At 58.0% G+C, this 14,892-nt stretch carries 16 protein-coding genes; 8 read left to right on the top strand and 8 right to left on the bottom strand.

Annotated features, from left to right (window positions below; genetic code table 11):
- Positions 1 to 166 precede the first annotated feature (166 nt).
- Complete coding sequence (locus AVI_RS02345; RefSeq protein WP_041696156.1) at positions 167 to 1,081, top strand: transporter substrate-binding domain-containing protein; 915 nt, start codon at positions 167 to 169, stop codon at positions 1,079 to 1,081.
- A gap of 19 nt (positions 1,082 to 1,100) precedes the next feature.
- Here AVI_RS02345 and AVI_RS02350 read toward each other — a convergent pair whose 3' ends face one another.
- Positions 1,101 to 1,514, bottom strand: coding sequence for a tellurite resistance TerB family protein (locus AVI_RS02350; protein WP_015914840.1), 414 nt, complete (start codon positions 1,512 to 1,514; stop codon positions 1,101 to 1,103).
- Between AVI_RS02350 and AVI_RS30945 the strand changes: the two genes are divergently transcribed.
- Positions 1,513 to 1,674: a hypothetical protein gene (locus AVI_RS30945; protein ID WP_156582660.1), complete on the top strand. Its 162-nt coding sequence runs from the start codon at positions 1,513 to 1,515 to the stop codon at positions 1,672 to 1,674. The genes AVI_RS02350 and AVI_RS30945 overlap by 2 nt on opposite strands.
- A 14-nt stretch (positions 1,675 to 1,688) precedes the next feature.
- On the opposite strand, the gene AVI_RS02355 is transcribed toward AVI_RS30945, so the two are convergent.
- Together AVI_RS02355 and AVI_RS02360 are read right to left on the bottom strand one after the other, a co-directional pair.
- Positions 1,689 to 2,363, bottom strand: coding sequence for a S24 family peptidase (locus tag AVI_RS02355; RefSeq protein ID WP_015914841.1), 675 nt, complete (start codon positions 2,361 to 2,363; stop codon positions 1,689 to 1,691).
- 224 nt (positions 2,364 to 2,587) lie between these two features.
- Entirely contained in the window at positions 2,588 to 3,235 is a 648-nt protein-coding gene (locus AVI_RS02360; protein WP_015914842.1) for a response regulator transcription factor, read from the bottom strand.
- Between the two features lie 447 nt (positions 3,236 to 3,682).
- Between AVI_RS02360 and AVI_RS02365 the strand changes: the two genes are divergently transcribed.
- Entirely contained in the window at positions 3,683 to 4,030 is a 348-nt protein-coding gene (locus AVI_RS02365; protein ID WP_085946605.1) for a DUF952 domain-containing protein, read from the top strand.
- On the top strand, positions 4,027 to 5,118 hold the full coding sequence (locus AVI_RS02370) for a quinone-dependent dihydroorotate dehydrogenase (protein ID WP_015914844.1): 1,092 nt from the start codon (positions 4,027 to 4,029) through the stop codon (positions 5,116 to 5,118). Before AVI_RS02365 ends, AVI_RS02370 begins: the two co-directional genes overlap by 4 nt.
- On the opposite strand, the gene AVI_RS02375 is transcribed toward AVI_RS02370, so the two are convergent.
- The 3 genes from AVI_RS02375 to AVI_RS02385 are packed head-to-tail and all read right to left on the bottom strand — an operon-like array spanning position 5,094 to position 7,339.
- Complete coding sequence (locus AVI_RS02375; RefSeq protein ID WP_015914845.1) at positions 5,094 to 6,437, bottom strand: MATE family efflux transporter; 1,344 nt, start codon at positions 6,435 to 6,437, stop codon at positions 5,094 to 5,096. The two genes, AVI_RS02370 and AVI_RS02375, sit on opposite strands and share 25 nt — an antisense overlap.
- Before the next feature lie 43 nt (positions 6,438 to 6,480).
- Complete coding sequence (locus AVI_RS02380; RefSeq protein WP_234617985.1) at positions 6,481 to 7,071, bottom strand: CAP domain-containing protein; 591 nt, start codon at positions 7,069 to 7,071, stop codon at positions 6,481 to 6,483.
- Between the two features lies 1 nt (position 7,072).
- A complete protein-coding gene (locus tag AVI_RS02385; protein WP_015914847.1) occupies positions 7,073 to 7,339 on the bottom strand; it encodes a DUF6460 domain-containing protein in 267 nt (88 codons plus the stop codon).
- A gap of 169 nt (positions 7,340 to 7,508) precedes the next feature.
- Between AVI_RS02385 and AVI_RS02390 the strand changes: the two genes are divergently transcribed.
- The 4 genes from AVI_RS02390 (at position 7,509) to AVI_RS02405 (ending at position 11,334) form a co-directional block, all read left to right on the top strand.
- Entirely contained in the window at positions 7,509 to 8,489 is a 981-nt protein-coding gene (locus AVI_RS02390; RefSeq protein WP_015914848.1) for a class I SAM-dependent DNA methyltransferase, read from the top strand.
- 128 nt (positions 8,490 to 8,617) lie between these two features.
- Positions 8,618 to 9,256 (top strand): DUF6198 family protein, encoded by a 639-nt coding sequence (locus AVI_RS02395; RefSeq protein ID WP_041697465.1) that lies wholly within the window; start codon positions 8,618 to 8,620, stop codon positions 9,254 to 9,256.
- A gap of 99 nt (positions 9,257 to 9,355) precedes the next feature.
- A complete protein-coding gene (locus AVI_RS02400) occupies positions 9,356 to 10,318 on the top strand; it encodes an alpha/beta hydrolase family protein (RefSeq protein WP_015914850.1) in 963 nt (320 codons plus the stop codon).
- A gap of 464 nt (positions 10,319 to 10,782) precedes the next feature.
- Positions 10,783 to 11,334, top strand: coding sequence for a YagU family protein (locus AVI_RS02405; protein ID WP_015914851.1), 552 nt, complete (start codon positions 10,783 to 10,785; stop codon positions 11,332 to 11,334).
- A gap of 62 nt (positions 11,335 to 11,396) precedes the next feature.
- Here the strand turns inward: AVI_RS02405 and AVI_RS02410 are convergent, their stop codons facing one another.
- Both AVI_RS02410 and AVI_RS02415 read right to left on the bottom strand, forming a co-directional pair.
- Positions 11,397 to 13,610 carry an FAD-dependent oxidoreductase gene (locus AVI_RS02410; RefSeq protein WP_015914852.1) on the bottom strand — a complete coding sequence of 738 codons (2,214 nt, stop codon included), beginning with the start codon at positions 13,608 to 13,610 and terminating at the stop codon, positions 11,397 to 11,399.
- Between the two features lie 15 nt (positions 13,611 to 13,625).
- Entirely contained in the window at positions 13,626 to 14,834 is a 1,209-nt protein-coding gene (locus AVI_RS02415; protein WP_015914853.1) for an acetyl-CoA C-acetyltransferase, read from the bottom strand.
- Positions 14,835 to 14,892 lie beyond the last annotated feature (58 nt).

Raw genomic sequence — 14,892 nt, forward strand, 5'->3', positions numbered from 1 at the left:
TCGACCAGATCGACGGAGGATCGCAGCAGGGGCGGTTCAGGCGCGGAAAGGGAAAATGAAAAAGAGGATATATGTGAAAATGGCGCGGCGCGTTTCCTCGCCGCGATTCCTTTGCTAAACAATAACCGTACCTCACACCCCATTTGCCTGCCCGAAAGCGATGATAATGAGCCGGTTGAAAGTTACATCCCTGAAAACCAAGGGGCGCATGAAGGCAATCACTGTATTGGCTGCTTTGACCTGTGGTGTGCTGCCTTTTCTATCCCTAGGTCTCGCACCCTTGCCTGTTCAGGCACAGGCGCTTCCGTCCCAGCAATCGGTGCCGGTCCTGTTCGATGCGCGGGCGCGGTTGCCGAAGCCGGATCTATCGGTGCTGCTGCGATTGCGGTTTCTCACAACGGTGGATTTTCCACCCTTCAGTTTTCTCGATCAGACCGGCCATTTGACCGGCTATAATATTGACCTGGTGCGGGAGATCTGCCGCGAACTGGATGTCGAGGCGAAATGCGAGGTTCAGGCCGTGCCCTTTTCCGATATGGAAATCGCGTTGCTGAGCAAGCATGGCGATGCTGCGGTGGCGGGCATGGCGGTGACGGCAGGGTTGCGGCGGGATTTTGCCTTTTCCAGACCTTATCTGATGTTGCCGGCCCGTTTCGTTGTGCCGCGTGACAATCTCGGCAAGGCCGATACGCCTGCGGCATTGGCCGGAAAGCCGGTTGGTATCGTCACGGGCACGGCGCAGGAGGCCATGCTGAAAGCATTTTTCCCGGCGATCACGCCGGTGGGTTTTGCCGATCAGGCCGCCTTGATGGATGCGCTGAAACAGAAAAAAATCCAGGCGGCCTTCGCCGATGGATTGCAGCTCTCGTTTTGGCTGGCCAGTGCCTCATCCGCCCAATGCTGCGCTTTCCTGGGAGGCCCTTTTCTATCGCAGCAGTTTCTCGGCGAAGGCATGACCATCATGGTGCGCAAGGAAGACGGCTTTCTGGCCGCCGCCTTTGACTATGCGCTGGTCTCCCTGTCGCGCAAGGGCAGGCTGGACGAATTGTCCCGCCGGTATTTTGCCGAGGGATTTTACTGAAATATCTCAAGCAGGTGTTTTATGGCTTGCGATAGCGCGCAATGGCGCTGCGCTCGATGGCCGCGCAGGTCAGCTTGTCCAGGCCAAGACGATCCCGCAGCAATTGCAGCAGGCGGATTTCCTCTGGCAGGACGGTATGATCGACAGCGGCGACTTCGACGGCCAGCGCATAGGCCGTATCGTAAAGCCGTTCCGGCAGCGCGTCGCGGATGGTTTCCAGGGTGATGTCCAGTCCTTCCGGCCCAGCCAGCATGGCACCGCAGCGTCTGGCCACATCCAATACGGTGCTTTTATCGAAGCCTTCAAAGACCGGCGTGCTGGAGACCAGATTGCCGATCCGCTCAAGTTCCCGGTCATCCATGGCATTGTCGACGGCCGAGGTCATCACCATTGCGAAAATCAGGGCATCCTGAAGGGTCACCTGGGGGGTCATGGAAATTCTGTTCCTGTCATTTGCTTTATCGTCTTGGGCTTATCTTATGGGCCATCTGGATATGGCCGAAGACCGGTTCGCCTTGAAGAATGGCGATTGCCATCTGCCGTTTCAAGAGGCTGGCATTCTGCCTCAGCAGGCCCCTGCAAAAAATCGATGAATGGCAAATAATTCCTACTGGCTGACCCAGATGATTCGGGCGATCCATTCGACGTCCTGCATATCCAATACCCGGTTCGGATGGTCGGGATTGATCGAAATGAGATCAACGGTCCGCGCCGTCTGGCGGCCCAGTACCTTGGCCATGACCTCGCCATCGCAGGTTTTGACGACGACCCGGTCGCCCCGGCGCACAGGCGCACCTGGCTCAACGATCAGAATATCGCCATCGCGATAAAGTGGCTTCATACTGTCGCCCTGAATTTCCAGGGCATAGACGCCTGGCTTGGCGGAGGTCGGTAAATCCACCAGATCCCAGCCTTGTCCGGCTGGAAAACCGCCATCGTCAAAAAAACCGCCCGAGCCCGCCTGGGCCAAGCCAAGCAGCGGTATAGTGCCGATCTGCGGCGGAAAATTGCCATCCGGCAATGTCTCGTGAACGGCATTGACCTGATGGTTGTCATTGCTGATCAGCGTGACGAATTGATCGATCCGCGCACCTGTCGCTTCCAGCACCTTAGCGATGGATTCGGTCGATGGCCAGCGCATGCGTCCATCCGGCCCGACCCGCTTGGACTTGTTGAACGAGGTTGGATCAAGGCCGGCCTTTCGGGCCAGCCCGGACGGCGTCAGATGATACTGCTCGGCAAGCCGGTCAATCGCATTCCAGATTGTCTCGTGTGAAAGCATATCCCGCCAAACCCCGGCATTTATCAGCCGTCGACAAACGGCTTCGACCCACCTCGCCATATATCGGCCAAATGCGGTCGAGAGTAAAGATCTTGGAGGAATAAAATCCTCGATTGTTCCTGTTTCTGCGCACAAAGCCCAACTCGCCTCATGCCACGACGATGCGGACTGAGGAGAGCGGGCAGATCGGCATCAGGCGAGGAAGATGAAAGCCAGTCCTGCCCTCAAGCGACCATGGCCATATTGAGCCGCCCCAGTTGGATGACCGCCTGGGTTCGGCTATCGACCTTGAGCTTGAGCAGAATGGCGGAGACATGCGCCTTGATCGTGGCTTCCGAAACGCTGAGTTCATAGGCGATCTGCTTGTTCAGCAAGCCTTCGCACAACATGCCGAGCACCCGGTTCTGCTGAGGGGTCAGTGTGCGCAGCCGTGCCATGATATCGGCCAGCTCAGGGTCCTGTTCCTGATCCTCGACATAGGATGAAGGCGTGAAGATATCGCCGTTCAGCACGGTCTGGATCGCGGAGCGAATGTCATCGATGCCAGAGGATTTGGAAATGAAACCGGAAGCGCCAAGCTCCAGCGAGCGGCGGATCGTGGCGCAATCGTCGGTGGCCGAACAGATAATGATCGGCAGGCTGGAAAACTCCGCACGCAAGGCCATCAGGCCGGAAAAGCCGCTGACGCCTGGCATGGCCAGATCAAGCAGCAGGACATCGGCATCCGGATGCTGATCCGCCGCCAGTCGGGCCGCCTCGAAATCGCCAGCTTCGACAATGTCCTGCCTGCCATCCATGCCGCTCACGGCTTGCCGGAGCGCGCCGCGAAACAAGGGATGATCGTCCGCGATAATGATTGTTTGCTCAGCCATCGTCTGCCCCCTCCCAAGAGCTTTCGTTGTGCAGCACCGCCCGCGTCTGTCGCGTCGGGATGTTAGTTTAACGTTTGTTCTGCTGTTTGTGCAAGCGGGAACACCGAGGCCGGCGTCCGATCGCCCAATTCCCGGCTCTAATCCTGTGCTGAAGGGATGCAAGATAGCATTCTATTCATAGGGTTGGGTCAGGAATTAAATAATACCATAGATTGCTTTAGGTGAACAATACATCAAGCCGAAAGTGGCGGTTACGAAAATGATCATGCCTGGAGTGTGCTTTGATATATTGATGCCAGTCACTCCAGGGCTATGTGATGGCCAGCGCCATAGGGGACGAATTCGGTTCATTTCCGCCGTCCGATGCTGTCTGGCGTGGACAAGTCGTTGCTGTTGGGGCAAACCGGCGCAACGCTCGTGTCCCAAGATCGCGATAAGGATGACATCATGGCAAATGCACTCTACAAGATCGTGCCAGACGCCCTCTGGCAAAAGGCCCGTGCCGATGGTGTGTTTGCCGGTGCGCCAATCGATCTCCAGGACGGTTTCATCCATTTTTCCACTGCGATCCAGGCGAAGGAAACCGCAAGGCTGCATTTTGCCGGACAACAAGACCTGTTGCTGGTCGCGGTCGATGGGGAGGCACTGGGAGCGGCCCTGATATTTGAACCCTCACGCGGCGGCGCGCTGTTTCCGCATCTTTATGCGCCCTTGCCGCTCTCCGCTGTTTTGTGGGAAAAGCCACTGCCGCTTGGAAAAGACGGCCTGCACCAGTTTCCGGAGGAGATGGCATGATCGATCCGTTCAAGCGTTTCGCTCGCCCAGGCCTGTTTCTGTTCGATGCCGAAACCGCCCATGGCCTGTCGATTGCCGGGTTGAAAACCAGCCTGATGCCGAAATGCCACTTGCCGGACGATCCCAGGTTGGCGCAGACTGTTGCTGGTCTGCATTTTCCCAACCCACTCGGCATGGCGGCAGGCTATGACAAAAACGCTGAAGTGCCGGACGAATTGCTGGGTCTCGGCTTCGGCTTTGCAGAAGTGGGAACGCTGACGCCAAAGCCGCAGGGCGGTAATCCCAAGCCCCGGATTTTCCGGTTGGTCCGCGATGAGGCCGTCATCAATCGTCTCGGATTTAATAATCAAGGTCATGAGGCTGCCTTTGCCAGGCTGTCGGCGCGAGCAAGCCGGCCGGGCGTGGTCGGCATCAATATCGGTGCCAATAAGGATGCCGAGGACCGGATTGCCGATTATGTCACGGGCATTCGTCGCTTTTATCCGCTGGCCAGCTATTTCACCGCCAATATTTCCTCGCCCAACACGCCGGGCCTGCGCGATTTGCAGGCAAAGGATAGTCTCGGTCATCTGCTGGACGCGGTGCTTGCCGCCCGCGCCGATGAAGCGGCCAAGGCGGGCCGTCGGGTGCCGGTCTTCCTGAAAATCGCCCCTGATCTGACCGAGGAAGGCATGGATGACATTGCCGAAGTGGTTCTGGCCCGCGATCTGGATGGGTTGATCGTCTCCAACACCACGCTGTCGCGCGATGGCCTGACGGATACAAGGCAGGCGGGCGAGGCGGGCGGATTGTCGGGCAAGCCCTTGTTCGAGAAATCGACGGCGGTGCTGGCGCGTATGCGCCACCGGGTTGGCTCGGCCCTGCCGATCATTGGCGTCGGCGGTGTTTCCTCGGCGCAGACGGCGCTGGAGAAAATCAAGGCCGGTGCCGATCTGGTGCAGCTCTATTCCTGCATGGTGTATGAAGGGCCGGGCCTGCCCGCCGCCATCGTCAAGGGCCTGTCACAGGCGCTGGACCGCGATGGTATTGCCTCGATTGCGCAACTGCGTGACAGCAGGGTTGATTACTGGCGGGCGCTGAAGGTCTGATCGCGGCGGCTTTTGAGCCGCAGCGCCAGGAAAAGGCCGCGAAACGCCAGAAACAGGTTGAGCGCCAGCCATAGGCCGTGATTGCCTAGCAGCGGCACGAACAGCGCCAGCGCAATAAGATAACCGGCAAAGGCCGCCAGCATCATATTGCGCATATCGCTAGACCAGGCGGCCCCGATGAAGACCCCGTCCATCTGGAAGGCCAGCGCCCCGGTCATCGCGGTCATGGCGGCCCAGGGCAGAAACTCGCGTGCCACGCGGCGAACCTCTTCAGCCGTCGTCATCATGTCGATGATCGCTCCACCTGCGCCCAGGAAAAACAGCAGGCTGGTGAGCGCCAGTCCGAAGGACCAGAGGCTGGTGAGCCTGACGGCCTGGTCGAAAGCGGGGCGGTAGCGGGCACCGACAGCCCGGCCAACGATCTGTTCGGCAGCATTGGCAATGCCATCCAGATAGAAGGAGGCAATCATGAAGAAATTCATCAGCAGCGCATTGGCGGCAAGGGTCACGGCCCCAAAGCCGGTGCCGATCCGGGTCAATACCGTGAAGGCCGCCAGCAGCACGAAGCTACGGATCAGGATATCGCGGTTGAGGGCAAACAATTGGGCGAGCTTGTTGCGATCCAGCAATTCGGCCAGGGACGGAAACAGTGCCTTGTCGGTGCGGGCCAGAATGATCGCCAACCCCGCAAGCGTGGCGGTGGCTTCCCCGGCCACGGCCCCCCAGGCGACGCCGGATACGCCCCAGCCAAGATGAAGACCAAGGTAGATTGAAAGCAGAATATTGACGCCGTTCAGCGCAATTTGCAGGCCAAGCGCCAGCGCGCCTTTGCCGCGCCCCAGGATGAAGCCCATGATGGTGAAGTTGGCGAGCGTCAACGGCCCGGCCAGGATGCGGGTGGAAAAATAGATCGACGTCACCTCCGCCACCCGTCCCTGTGGCCCCATCAGCGCCAGCCCGGCCTTCAGCAGCAGGGGAGACAGCAGCAGCAACAGCAGCCCAATGCCCACCGACAATATCATGGAGCGACAGAACACCGCCACCTGATCGCGTGCATCCTGACGGCCATGCGCTTGCGCCACCAGCGCCGTGGTAGAGGCGCGCAGGAAATTGAGGCTGGCAAACACCAGATCGAACAGCACGGCACCAATTGCCAGGCCCGCAAGCGCTGCGGCTTCGCCGGTTCGACCAATGACGGCGGTATCGGTAATGCCCAGAAGCGGTGTGGTGATATAGCCAATGGTCATCGGAATGGCGATGGCCAGCACGCCGCGATGGGTCACACGAAAAGCGCGGTCGGGGGGATTGGCGATGGTCATGAAAGGCTCCAGCAGGCGAGGAACGGCGCGCCGAAGCCCTTTATCACCCGATTCTTAAGCGAATGCCAGTTGGCGGCGGTCCCATTTCGCTCTCTGGACGTGGCGTGCCGGACAGAACCATGGCCCAATACGGCTTGTTGCCGCGTGACGGTATGCGCGCCACGGCCACACCCAGCCCGTGATAGGGGCCGAGCATGTTTTCCAGATGATGGGACGAGTTGATCCAGGCCTGCATGGCGGCATCTGCCGTCTGCTGCAACATGGCGACATTTTCAGCCGCTGGAAGCTGGACATTTCCTGAGCGCATCCGCGCCCCGAAACTGTCGCCTACACCAATCAGATGTGCCATTTTCTCAGCCTGGGCCATGCGATTGGCCTGGAACATCGCGGCCTTGGCGGCCTGCGGATCGCTAACCAGCACCGGCTTGCCGTTCTTCTGGCGTAATGCGTTGACCATCGGCAGAAAGGCAGCGGTCTCGTCCTCAACATCTGACGGGGCGGAAGGCTTGAGCGCAGGCGTGGCGCAACCGCTCAGCAGGGCTGCAAGCCCAAGGCCGCCCAGCGCCAAAAGCTCGCGGCGGCCAGCCTTTGGCGTTGAGACGGCCTGGGGCATCAAGAGGGATTTGGATCGCATGTTATTTCCGCAGATTGAGAAGCCGGATCAGGATGAAAACCGGAATGACGATACTGGCGCCCAGCAACAGATAGTCTCCGAACTGGCCGAGTGCCGCAAACCCCTTGTGCCAGACATCCAGGATGAAATGCCGGATACCCTCAATAATGTCATAGGGGTAAATGCCGAATATCCGCATGACAAAGCCGACGATCACCGAAACGACGAGCAGTTTGATGATCGTTCGGCCAATCGAATCGCCCAGAAATCTGTTCACGCCATCGGTCATGGCCTAGTCTCCTGTTTCCCGCTCCGTTGAGCATAGGCCCACATAAGCATTGGATTATGGCGGTGCAAGCGCGATGAGGGCTGTTGTTGGTGGTGACAAGATTCCGCTTGCGTTTTTCAAGGCTTGCTCCATTGCTCCGCAATCGTATTTTGAGGATCGTTCGACATCCATGCACGGCATTCAGCCCGCCTTTGGCCCTCTCTCTCCTGGACAACGCTCTTCCGGCGATATCACTGCTGACCGCCGCGCTGATTATGCCCGGATGCTCTCGGAAAGCGGCGATCACGCCGCTGCCGCAGAGCTGATGGAACAGGCGCTGGAACTCGCCCCGGCCTGGGTGGCGGGGTGGTTTCTGCTGGGGGAATACCGGGCCAAAGCGGGCTTGATCGAGACGGCAGCGGATGCCTATCGGCAGGTGCTGACACTCGACCCCGAGGATATTTTTGCCGCTGGGCTGAAACTGGTGCTGATCGGTGCGCAAGCCATGCCGGAAAAGCCGCCGAGCCGCTATGTGGCAGCGCTGTTTGACGATTATGCCGACCGCTTCGACACAGCCCTCGTGGACAAGCTGGACTACCGGGTGCCGAAAAAGCTGGCGGCGATGATTTCACGGATTGGTGGTGCGGACCGACGCTATCGCCGCACTGTGGATTTCGGCTGTGGCACCGGCTTGCTGGGCATGGAACTGCGGCCATGGGTCGATCACCTTGAGGGCTACGATCTATCCTCGGCCATGCTGACCAAGGCACGGGAAAAACAGATCTACGATGATCTGGCGATCGCGGATTTGTCGCTTGATGCGGAGGCCTGCGGTCTGTTTGGTCCCGCAAAGGGCGAGGGAAGAGGGCGGGCGGATCTGGTCACGGCAGCCGATGTGCTGATGTATCTCGGCGCATTGTCCGGCGTCTTTTCGCTTGCTGCGGATCTTCTGGAACGGGGCGGCTATTTCGCCTTTTCCGTCGAAAAACAGCGGGGAGAGGAGAGTTTCAGCCTGGCGCAATCGCTGCGCTACCAGCATAGCGAGGCCTATGTGGTCTGCGAACTGGAAGCCAAAGGCTTTACCCTGCTCGAAAGCCAGCAGGAGGTCATTCGCATGGATGGCGGAAAACCCATCCAAGGCATTCTGTTTGTTGCGGCCAAGACGGGCTGAAAGACCGAATATTGCGATCTTGCCGATAGGTCAGTCTTGCTGACGCAACCCGCTTGAAACCTGCCGGATTTCAGGCATCCTGATAGATAAAGCTGCGGAAAATCCGCCTGTCCAGATGGAGAATGGTGATGGCATTGATGAGCAATCTGTTCGGCATCTGGAACGATAATCCCACCCGTCACAACCGGGCCGAGGATATCCAGGGCATTATCTGCGGAACAATGATTTCGGCGCTCGGCCTCTATCTGATTGCCAAGATTGGTCTCGTCACCAGCGGCATCGCGGGTCTTGCCTTCGTCATCCATTACTGGACGGGCTGGAGCTTCGGTCTGGTGTTCTTCCTGCTCAACATGCCTTTCTACATTCTCTCCATCAAACGGGTCGGCTGGGACTTTACCCTCAAAACCTTCGTGGCCGTGGCGCTGACCTCGTTTCTCGTCGAAATCGAAAGCCGTTTCATCGTCATCGAGAGCATCAACCCAGTCTGGGGCGCTATCCTCGCGGGTCTCCTGCTCGGCTTCGGCCTGCTGGCTCTCTACCGCCACCGCGCCAGCCTCGGCGGCATCGGCATCCTCGCGGTCTTCGTCCAGGACCGTTTCGGCATCCAGGCGGGATTGGTGCAATTGGCCTTTGATGTCGTGGTCATGGCCCTCGCATTTACCGTGGTCAGCCCGTGGGTGGTTGGCTGCTCGATTATCGGGGCAGTGGTGCTGAATGTGTTCGTGCTGATCAACCATCGGTCGGATCGGTATATTGCGTTGCGGTGATTAAAAATCACGATGCGGTCTTCCGCCTTCCGTCTTGACCTCAACCTTTAAATGTCGTGACTACCAGTCCAGGGTTGTAGGTCTCGCTGGAGGGGTGCCATGAAGGTTGGAAGGTGTCTCCTTGCTGCGGTGCTTATTTTGACCGCTGGGCAGGCGAATAGTGCGGGATTGAAGTCCTTCGACATTCCTGCCGATGCGCAAGGCCCCCTGCTGAAAGCTGTGGAGTGGTCGCCCTGTGCAAAGCCAGATGGAGAGATCAAGGCTGGCCCCTTTATTCTTCCGGGAGTTCGAGACTGTCCGGTTGAGGGAGAAAATCGACCACTGATTGTGATTTCCCATGGCTTTGGCGGCACCAATCTCAGCCATCATGACACAGCAGAGGCATTGGCGGACGCAGGATTTGTCGTTGTGGCGATCAATCACCCTGACGATACCGCTGCAAATAAAGAGAGACAGCATAATCTCAAGGCTTTGATCAGTCGCCCGGTAGACGTGAAGCGGGTCATCGACTTCATGCTCGGTTCTTCCCCGGATGCGGCCAGGATTGATCCTCAGTCTATCGGCTTTTTCGGATTTTCCCGAGGCGGATATACTGGGCTTGTTCTGGCAGGGGCGAACCCTGATTTTCGAAGCTTGCCTTCGCAGTGCCAAGATCAGAATGCAGCATCCTGTGATCACGCAAACCAGAATTCATTGCCAAAACAGGCCTTGCAACATGATCCGCGTATCAAAGCTTTTGTGATCGCCGATCCACTCAGCAGTTTTTTTTCTGCGCCAAGCAGCGTGCAGAATGTCACTGCACCCATCCAGATGTGGGGCTCTCAATATGGCGGAGATGGTGTGTCGCCAGAAAACCTTCTGACTGTTGCTAGCAATTTGCCTGACAAACCTGACTTTCATACCGTGCCAAACTCTGAACATTTTGCATTTTTGACCATCTGCCCCGCAGAACTGATTAGAAATCTGCCGGAGCTTTGCACCGATAGACAGGGCTTTGATCGGGCTGCATTTCATCAAGAGTTTAATAGGCAGGTCATCGCATTTTTTAAGGCGCATCTATAGAATGTTAGTGGCGCTCCTGACATTTCAGTCCGCGCCGTTTTTGAAGTTACTTTGTTTCAAACTGCCGTCTTCACAACTCCATAGAAATTAAACCGCCCATAGAAGGTCTTGTCCTTGTACGCCATCGCTTGCAAGATCGGCGTTGGTAGAGAACAAAGCCGATGCCGGGCACGGGACGCCAACAAATTTAAAGTGCCACAGCATTTTGCGCCTTCTATAAATCCATTTGCATCTTAAAATCGAAGTCTCCACTCTCCGGCATCACTGAAATCCAGGCCAGCCTTGATCAGGATCAAGGGTGATGGACGTGTTTTCTCCCATGATCCAGACAACGGCAGTCATAATGGATACACGCATATTCCTGTTGTAATTCATGAGGATAAGTCACGATTTGACGCTCGTGCCGTTGCATTTTTTGCAAAAGCCCCTGGTATTTAGGGGTATCCGCCAGAAGGATATTTATAATGTTGGAAAACAAGGTCAATCGACAGGTTATTGTCTGGACCACCCTTGTCGGTGGTTTCATCAGTTCACTGGTCAAATGGGGATCTGAGGTCAATATGCCGCCGCGCGTGCCGGGCGAAGTGTCACCTCCGGGGGCTCATATCGATGCATGGCTTGGAGGATTTGGCTTCAATTCGCATTCGCTCGATTACATCTATCAGGGCGTCACCGTGCCTGGAGCTGTCACGCTGTATCACTGGCTGTTCAGTTTCGCCTTTGCCCTGGTCTATGTCTTTGCTTCCGCCTATTGGCCGAAGATCAGGCTCTGGTACGGCGCTTTTTATGGATTGATCATCACCGTGGTGATGCATGGATTTCTTATCCCGTTGCTCGGCTTTCGAAATCCGGTTTATGCCAATGGCGCCACAGGATGGCTGTGGAACCTCAACGCCTTTGAGCTTTGGAGCGAGATCCTCGGCCATATCTATTGGTCGGTCTCGATTGAAATTTGCATGATTGCGGTTCTTGCCTATTTCGCCAGGCCTATTCAGGGCGATTGGGTCAAGGCTTAAACCCTATGACCACATAAAAGCGGGGAGGCATTTCTGCCTCCCCGTTCTATTTTGCTTGGCAATCAGGCCGCCTGCTTGGCTGCCCCATAGGGATCAAACCGCCCGTAGAAGGTCTCGCCCTTCTGCGCCATCTCCTTGAGCAGCGGCGTTGGTGCAAAATGCGGGCCGTAGTCCTTGGCCAACCGTTCGCAGAGTGCCACGAATGTCTTCACGCCCATGCCGTCGATGTAGGACAGCGCACCGCCGGTATAGGGGGCAAAGCCGAAGCCAAGGATAGAGCCGACATCGGCTTCGCGGGGGTCAACCACGATGCCTTCTTCCATGGTGCGGGCCGCTTCCAGGGCGATGGTCGCCAGGAAACGCTCTTGCAGGGTCTTGACGTTGACGTCATCCGGCTTTTGCTGCGGATAAAAGTCCTTCAGGCCCGGCCAGACATGCTTTTTGGCAGGCTTGGCGGGGTAGTCGTAAAAGCCCTTGCCATTCTTGCGGCCAAAGCGTTCTTCCTTCTCGACCATGCGGGCCACCAGTTCCATATGGCGCGGGTCCACGGCCTTTTCACCGAGATCGGCAATGGTCGCCTTGAGGATCTTGTAGGACAGATCGATTGCCACTTCATCGTTGAGGGACAGCGGACCAACCGGCATGCCGGCGAATTTCGCGGCATTTTCGATCATCACCGGCGGCACGCCTTCCAGCAGCATGTCGTAGCTTTCCGCCATGTAGCGCAGTACGCAGCGATTGACGAAGAAACCACGGGTATCATTGACGACAATCGGCGTCTTCTTGATGGCCGCCACATAGTCGAGAGCCACCGCCAGCGCCTTGTCGCCGGTCTCCTTGCCGAGGATGACTTCCGTCAGCATCATCTTTTCGACCGGCGAGAAGAAATGCACGCCGATGAAATCAGCAGGACGCTTGGAGTTCTTGGCAAGACCGGTGATCGGCAGGGTCGAGGTGTTGGAGGCAAAAATTGCCCCTTCCGGCAGCACGGCCTCAACCTTTTCGATCACGGCCTTCTTGACGTCGCGGTCTTCAAACACCGCTTCGATCACCAGATCAGCATCCGACAGCGATGAATAATCGTCGCTGGGGGTGATCAGAGACAGCAGCTTTTCGCCGTCTTCCTTGCTCATCTTGCCCTTGCCGATTGCACCCGACACCAGGCCTTCAGCCACGGACCTGCCCTTGTTGGCAGCCTCCATGTCGCGGTCGATCAGCACTACGGGCAGACCGGCGGCGGCAGTGACATAGGCAATCGATGCGCCCATGAAACCAGCGCCAACCACGCCAACCTTCTTGAGGGTGCTTTTCGGCTGGCCTGCCGGGCGGCGCGCGCCCTTGCCAAGCTCCTGAAGCGAGATGAACAGCGAGCGGATCATCGAGAAGGCTTCGGTGGTCTGGACGATTTCGGTGAAATAGCGCTGTTCGATGCGAAGGCCGGTGTCGAACGGCACCTGCAAGCCCTCATAGACGCATTTCAGGATCGCCAGAGCGGCCGGATAATTGCCGGAGGTTTCACGGCGCAGCACAGCCGGTGCCGCTGGCCAAAGCTGGGCCGATGCCGGTGTCCAGATGCCGCCGCCGGGAGCCTTGAAGCCCTTTTCATCCCAGGGAGCAACCGGCTTCAAGCCATCCTTGATCATCTGCTTTGCAGCCGAAATGAGCTGATCCGGCTCCACCACCTGATGCACGAGGTTCATGGCCTTGGCGCGCTGCGGCGTCAGGGTCTGGCCGGTGGTCATCATTTGCAGGGCGTCCTGGGCATTGGCCAGACGCGGCACACGCTGGGTGCCGCCAGCGCCGGGGAAGATGCCAACCTTGACTTCCGGCAGCGCCAGCTTCACCGATTTGCCGTTGGAGACCACGCGGCCATGGCAGGAGAGCGACAGCTCAAACGCGCCGCCCATGCAGGTGCCGTTGATGGCGGAGACCCAGGGCTTGCCATTGGTCTCGATCTTGCGCCACAGCCAGCTCATCCGGCCAGCGGAGTCGAACAGTTTTTGCACGGCATTGGCCGGGTCCTTGGCGCGCTCTTCCTCCACCATGGAAAACATGCCGCGGATCATGCTGAGATCGGCACCGCCGGAGAAGGCGGATTTGCCTGATGTGAAGACCACGCCCTTGACGGCGGCATCCGCGACGGTGGCATCCACAATCGCTTCGATTTCGTCCATCACTTCCATGGTGAAGACATTCATGCTCTTGTCGGGCATGTCCCAGGTGACAAGGGCAATGCCGTCTGCATCGGTCTCAACGGTGAAATTCTTATAGGTCATTGTCATCCCTCCCGATCAGACTCGTTCAATAACGGTAGCGGTGCCCATGCCAGCCCCGATGCAGAGCGTCACCAGTGCGGTGTTCAGGTCGCGCCGCTCCAGCTCATCCAGCACGGTGCCGAGGATCATCGCGCCGGTAGCACCCAGCGGGTGGCCCATGGCAATCGCGCCGCCATTGACGTTCATGACATCATGGGACACGTCAAAATGCTGCATGAAGCGCAGAACCACGGCGGCAAAGGCTTCGTTCAGCTCGAACAGATCGATGTCGGCCAGCGTCATGCCGGTTTTCTTCAACAGCTTTTCCGTCACATCGACAGGGCCGGTCAGCATCAAGGCCGGATCGGAGCCGATATTGGCAAAGGCGCGAATGCGGGCGCGGGGCTTCAATCCCATGCTCTCGCCGCCGGTCTTGGAGCCGAGCAGCACAACGCCGGAGCCATCCACAATACCGGACGAATTGCCCGCATGGTGGACGTAATTGATTTTCTCAATCTCGGGATGCGCCTGAATGCCGACGGCTTCAAAGCCGCCCATTTCACCGGGCATCTGGAAGGAAGGGTTGAGACCCGCCAGCGACTGCATGTCAGTACCGGGGCGCATATGTTCGTCGCGGTCCAGAATGGTCAGGCCGTTCTGGTCCTTCACGGCGACGACCGATTTGTCGAAATAGCCATTTGCCCAGGAATTGGCGGAGCGTTTCTGGCTTTCCACCGCATAGGCATCCACATCATCGCGGGAAAAGCCATACTTTGTGGCGATCAGATCGGCGGACACGCCCTGCGGCATGAAAAAAGCCGGGAAGTTGACGGATGGGTCCATGAACCACGCCCCACCCGACATGCCAAGGCCAACACGTGACATGCTCTCCACGCCACCGGCAATGACGATATCATCCGCACCCGTGGCAATCTTGCCTGCGGCCAGATTGATGGCATCAAGACCAGACGCGCAGAAACGCGAGATCTGTATGCCCGGAGCCTTGGTGGAATAACCGGCCTCAAAGGCCGCAGCCTTGGGGATCACCGCGCCAGCATCCATGACAGGATCGACGCAACCCATGATGATGTCATCGACGGTGGATGTGTCGAGACCGTTGCGGTCGCGGATGGCTTCCAGCGCCTTGGCGGCCAGGCGCACGGATGGCACTTCATGCAGTGCGCCATCCTTCTTGCCGCGGCCGCGCGGCGTGCGCACGTGGTCGTAAACATAGACTTCAGTCATCGTCTCTCTCCCCGGAGCGCATAGCTCCTGAATTTTTTCAATGGTTTATCCCCTCCAG

The organism is Allorhizobium ampelinum S4 (assembly GCF_000016285.1).
Classification (GTDB): Bacteria; Pseudomonadota; Alphaproteobacteria; order Rhizobiales; family Rhizobiaceae; genus Allorhizobium; species Allorhizobium ampelinum.

Coding starts and splice junctions, on each gene's coding strand:
- AVI_RS02405 (WP_015914851.1), top strand. CDS start 10,783: ATGTTGGAAAACAAGGTCAATCGACAGGTTATTGTCTGGACCACCCTT.
- AVI_RS02360 (WP_015914842.1), bottom strand. CDS start 3,235: ATGGCTGAGCAAACAATCATTATCGCGGACGATCATCCCTTGTTTCGC.
- AVI_RS02390 (WP_015914848.1), top strand. CDS start 7,509: ATGCACGGCATTCAGCCCGCCTTTGGCCCTCTCTCTCCTGGACAACGC.
- AVI_RS02345 (WP_041696156.1), top strand. CDS start 167: ATGAGCCGGTTGAAAGTTACATCCCTGAAAACCAAGGGGCGCATGAAG.
- AVI_RS02415 (WP_015914853.1), bottom strand. CDS start 14,834: ATGACTGAAGTCTATGTTTACGACCACGTGCGCACGCCGCGCGGCCGC.
- AVI_RS02410 (WP_015914852.1), bottom strand. CDS start 13,610: ATGACCTATAAGAATTTCACCGTTGAGACCGATGCAGACGGCATTGCC.
- AVI_RS02350 (WP_015914840.1), bottom strand. CDS start 1,514: ATGACCCCCCAGGTGACCCTTCAGGATGCCCTGATTTTCGCAATGGTG.
- AVI_RS02385 (WP_015914847.1), bottom strand. CDS start 7,339: ATGACCGATGGCGTGAACAGATTTCTGGGCGATTCGATTGGCCGAACG.
- AVI_RS02380 (WP_234617985.1), bottom strand. CDS start 7,071: ATGCGATCCAAATCCCTCTTGATGCCCCAGGCCGTCTCAACGCCAAAG.
- AVI_RS02400 (WP_015914850.1), top strand. CDS start 9,356: ATGAAGGTTGGAAGGTGTCTCCTTGCTGCGGTGCTTATTTTGACCGCT.
- AVI_RS02375 (WP_015914845.1), bottom strand. CDS start 6,437: ATGACCATCGCCAATCCCCCCGACCGCGCTTTTCGTGTGACCCATCGC.
- AVI_RS02395 (WP_041697465.1), top strand. CDS start 8,618: ATGGCATTGATGAGCAATCTGTTCGGCATCTGGAACGATAATCCCACC.
- AVI_RS02365 (WP_085946605.1), top strand. CDS start 3,683: ATGGCAAATGCACTCTACAAGATCGTGCCAGACGCCCTCTGGCAAAAG.
- AVI_RS30945 (WP_156582660.1), top strand. CDS start 1,513: ATGGAAATTCTGTTCCTGTCATTTGCTTTATCGTCTTGGGCTTATCTT.
- AVI_RS02370 (WP_015914844.1), top strand. CDS start 4,027: ATGATCGATCCGTTCAAGCGTTTCGCTCGCCCAGGCCTGTTTCTGTTC.
- AVI_RS02355 (WP_015914841.1), bottom strand. CDS start 2,363: ATGCTTTCACACGAGACAATCTGGAATGCGATTGACCGGCTTGCCGAG.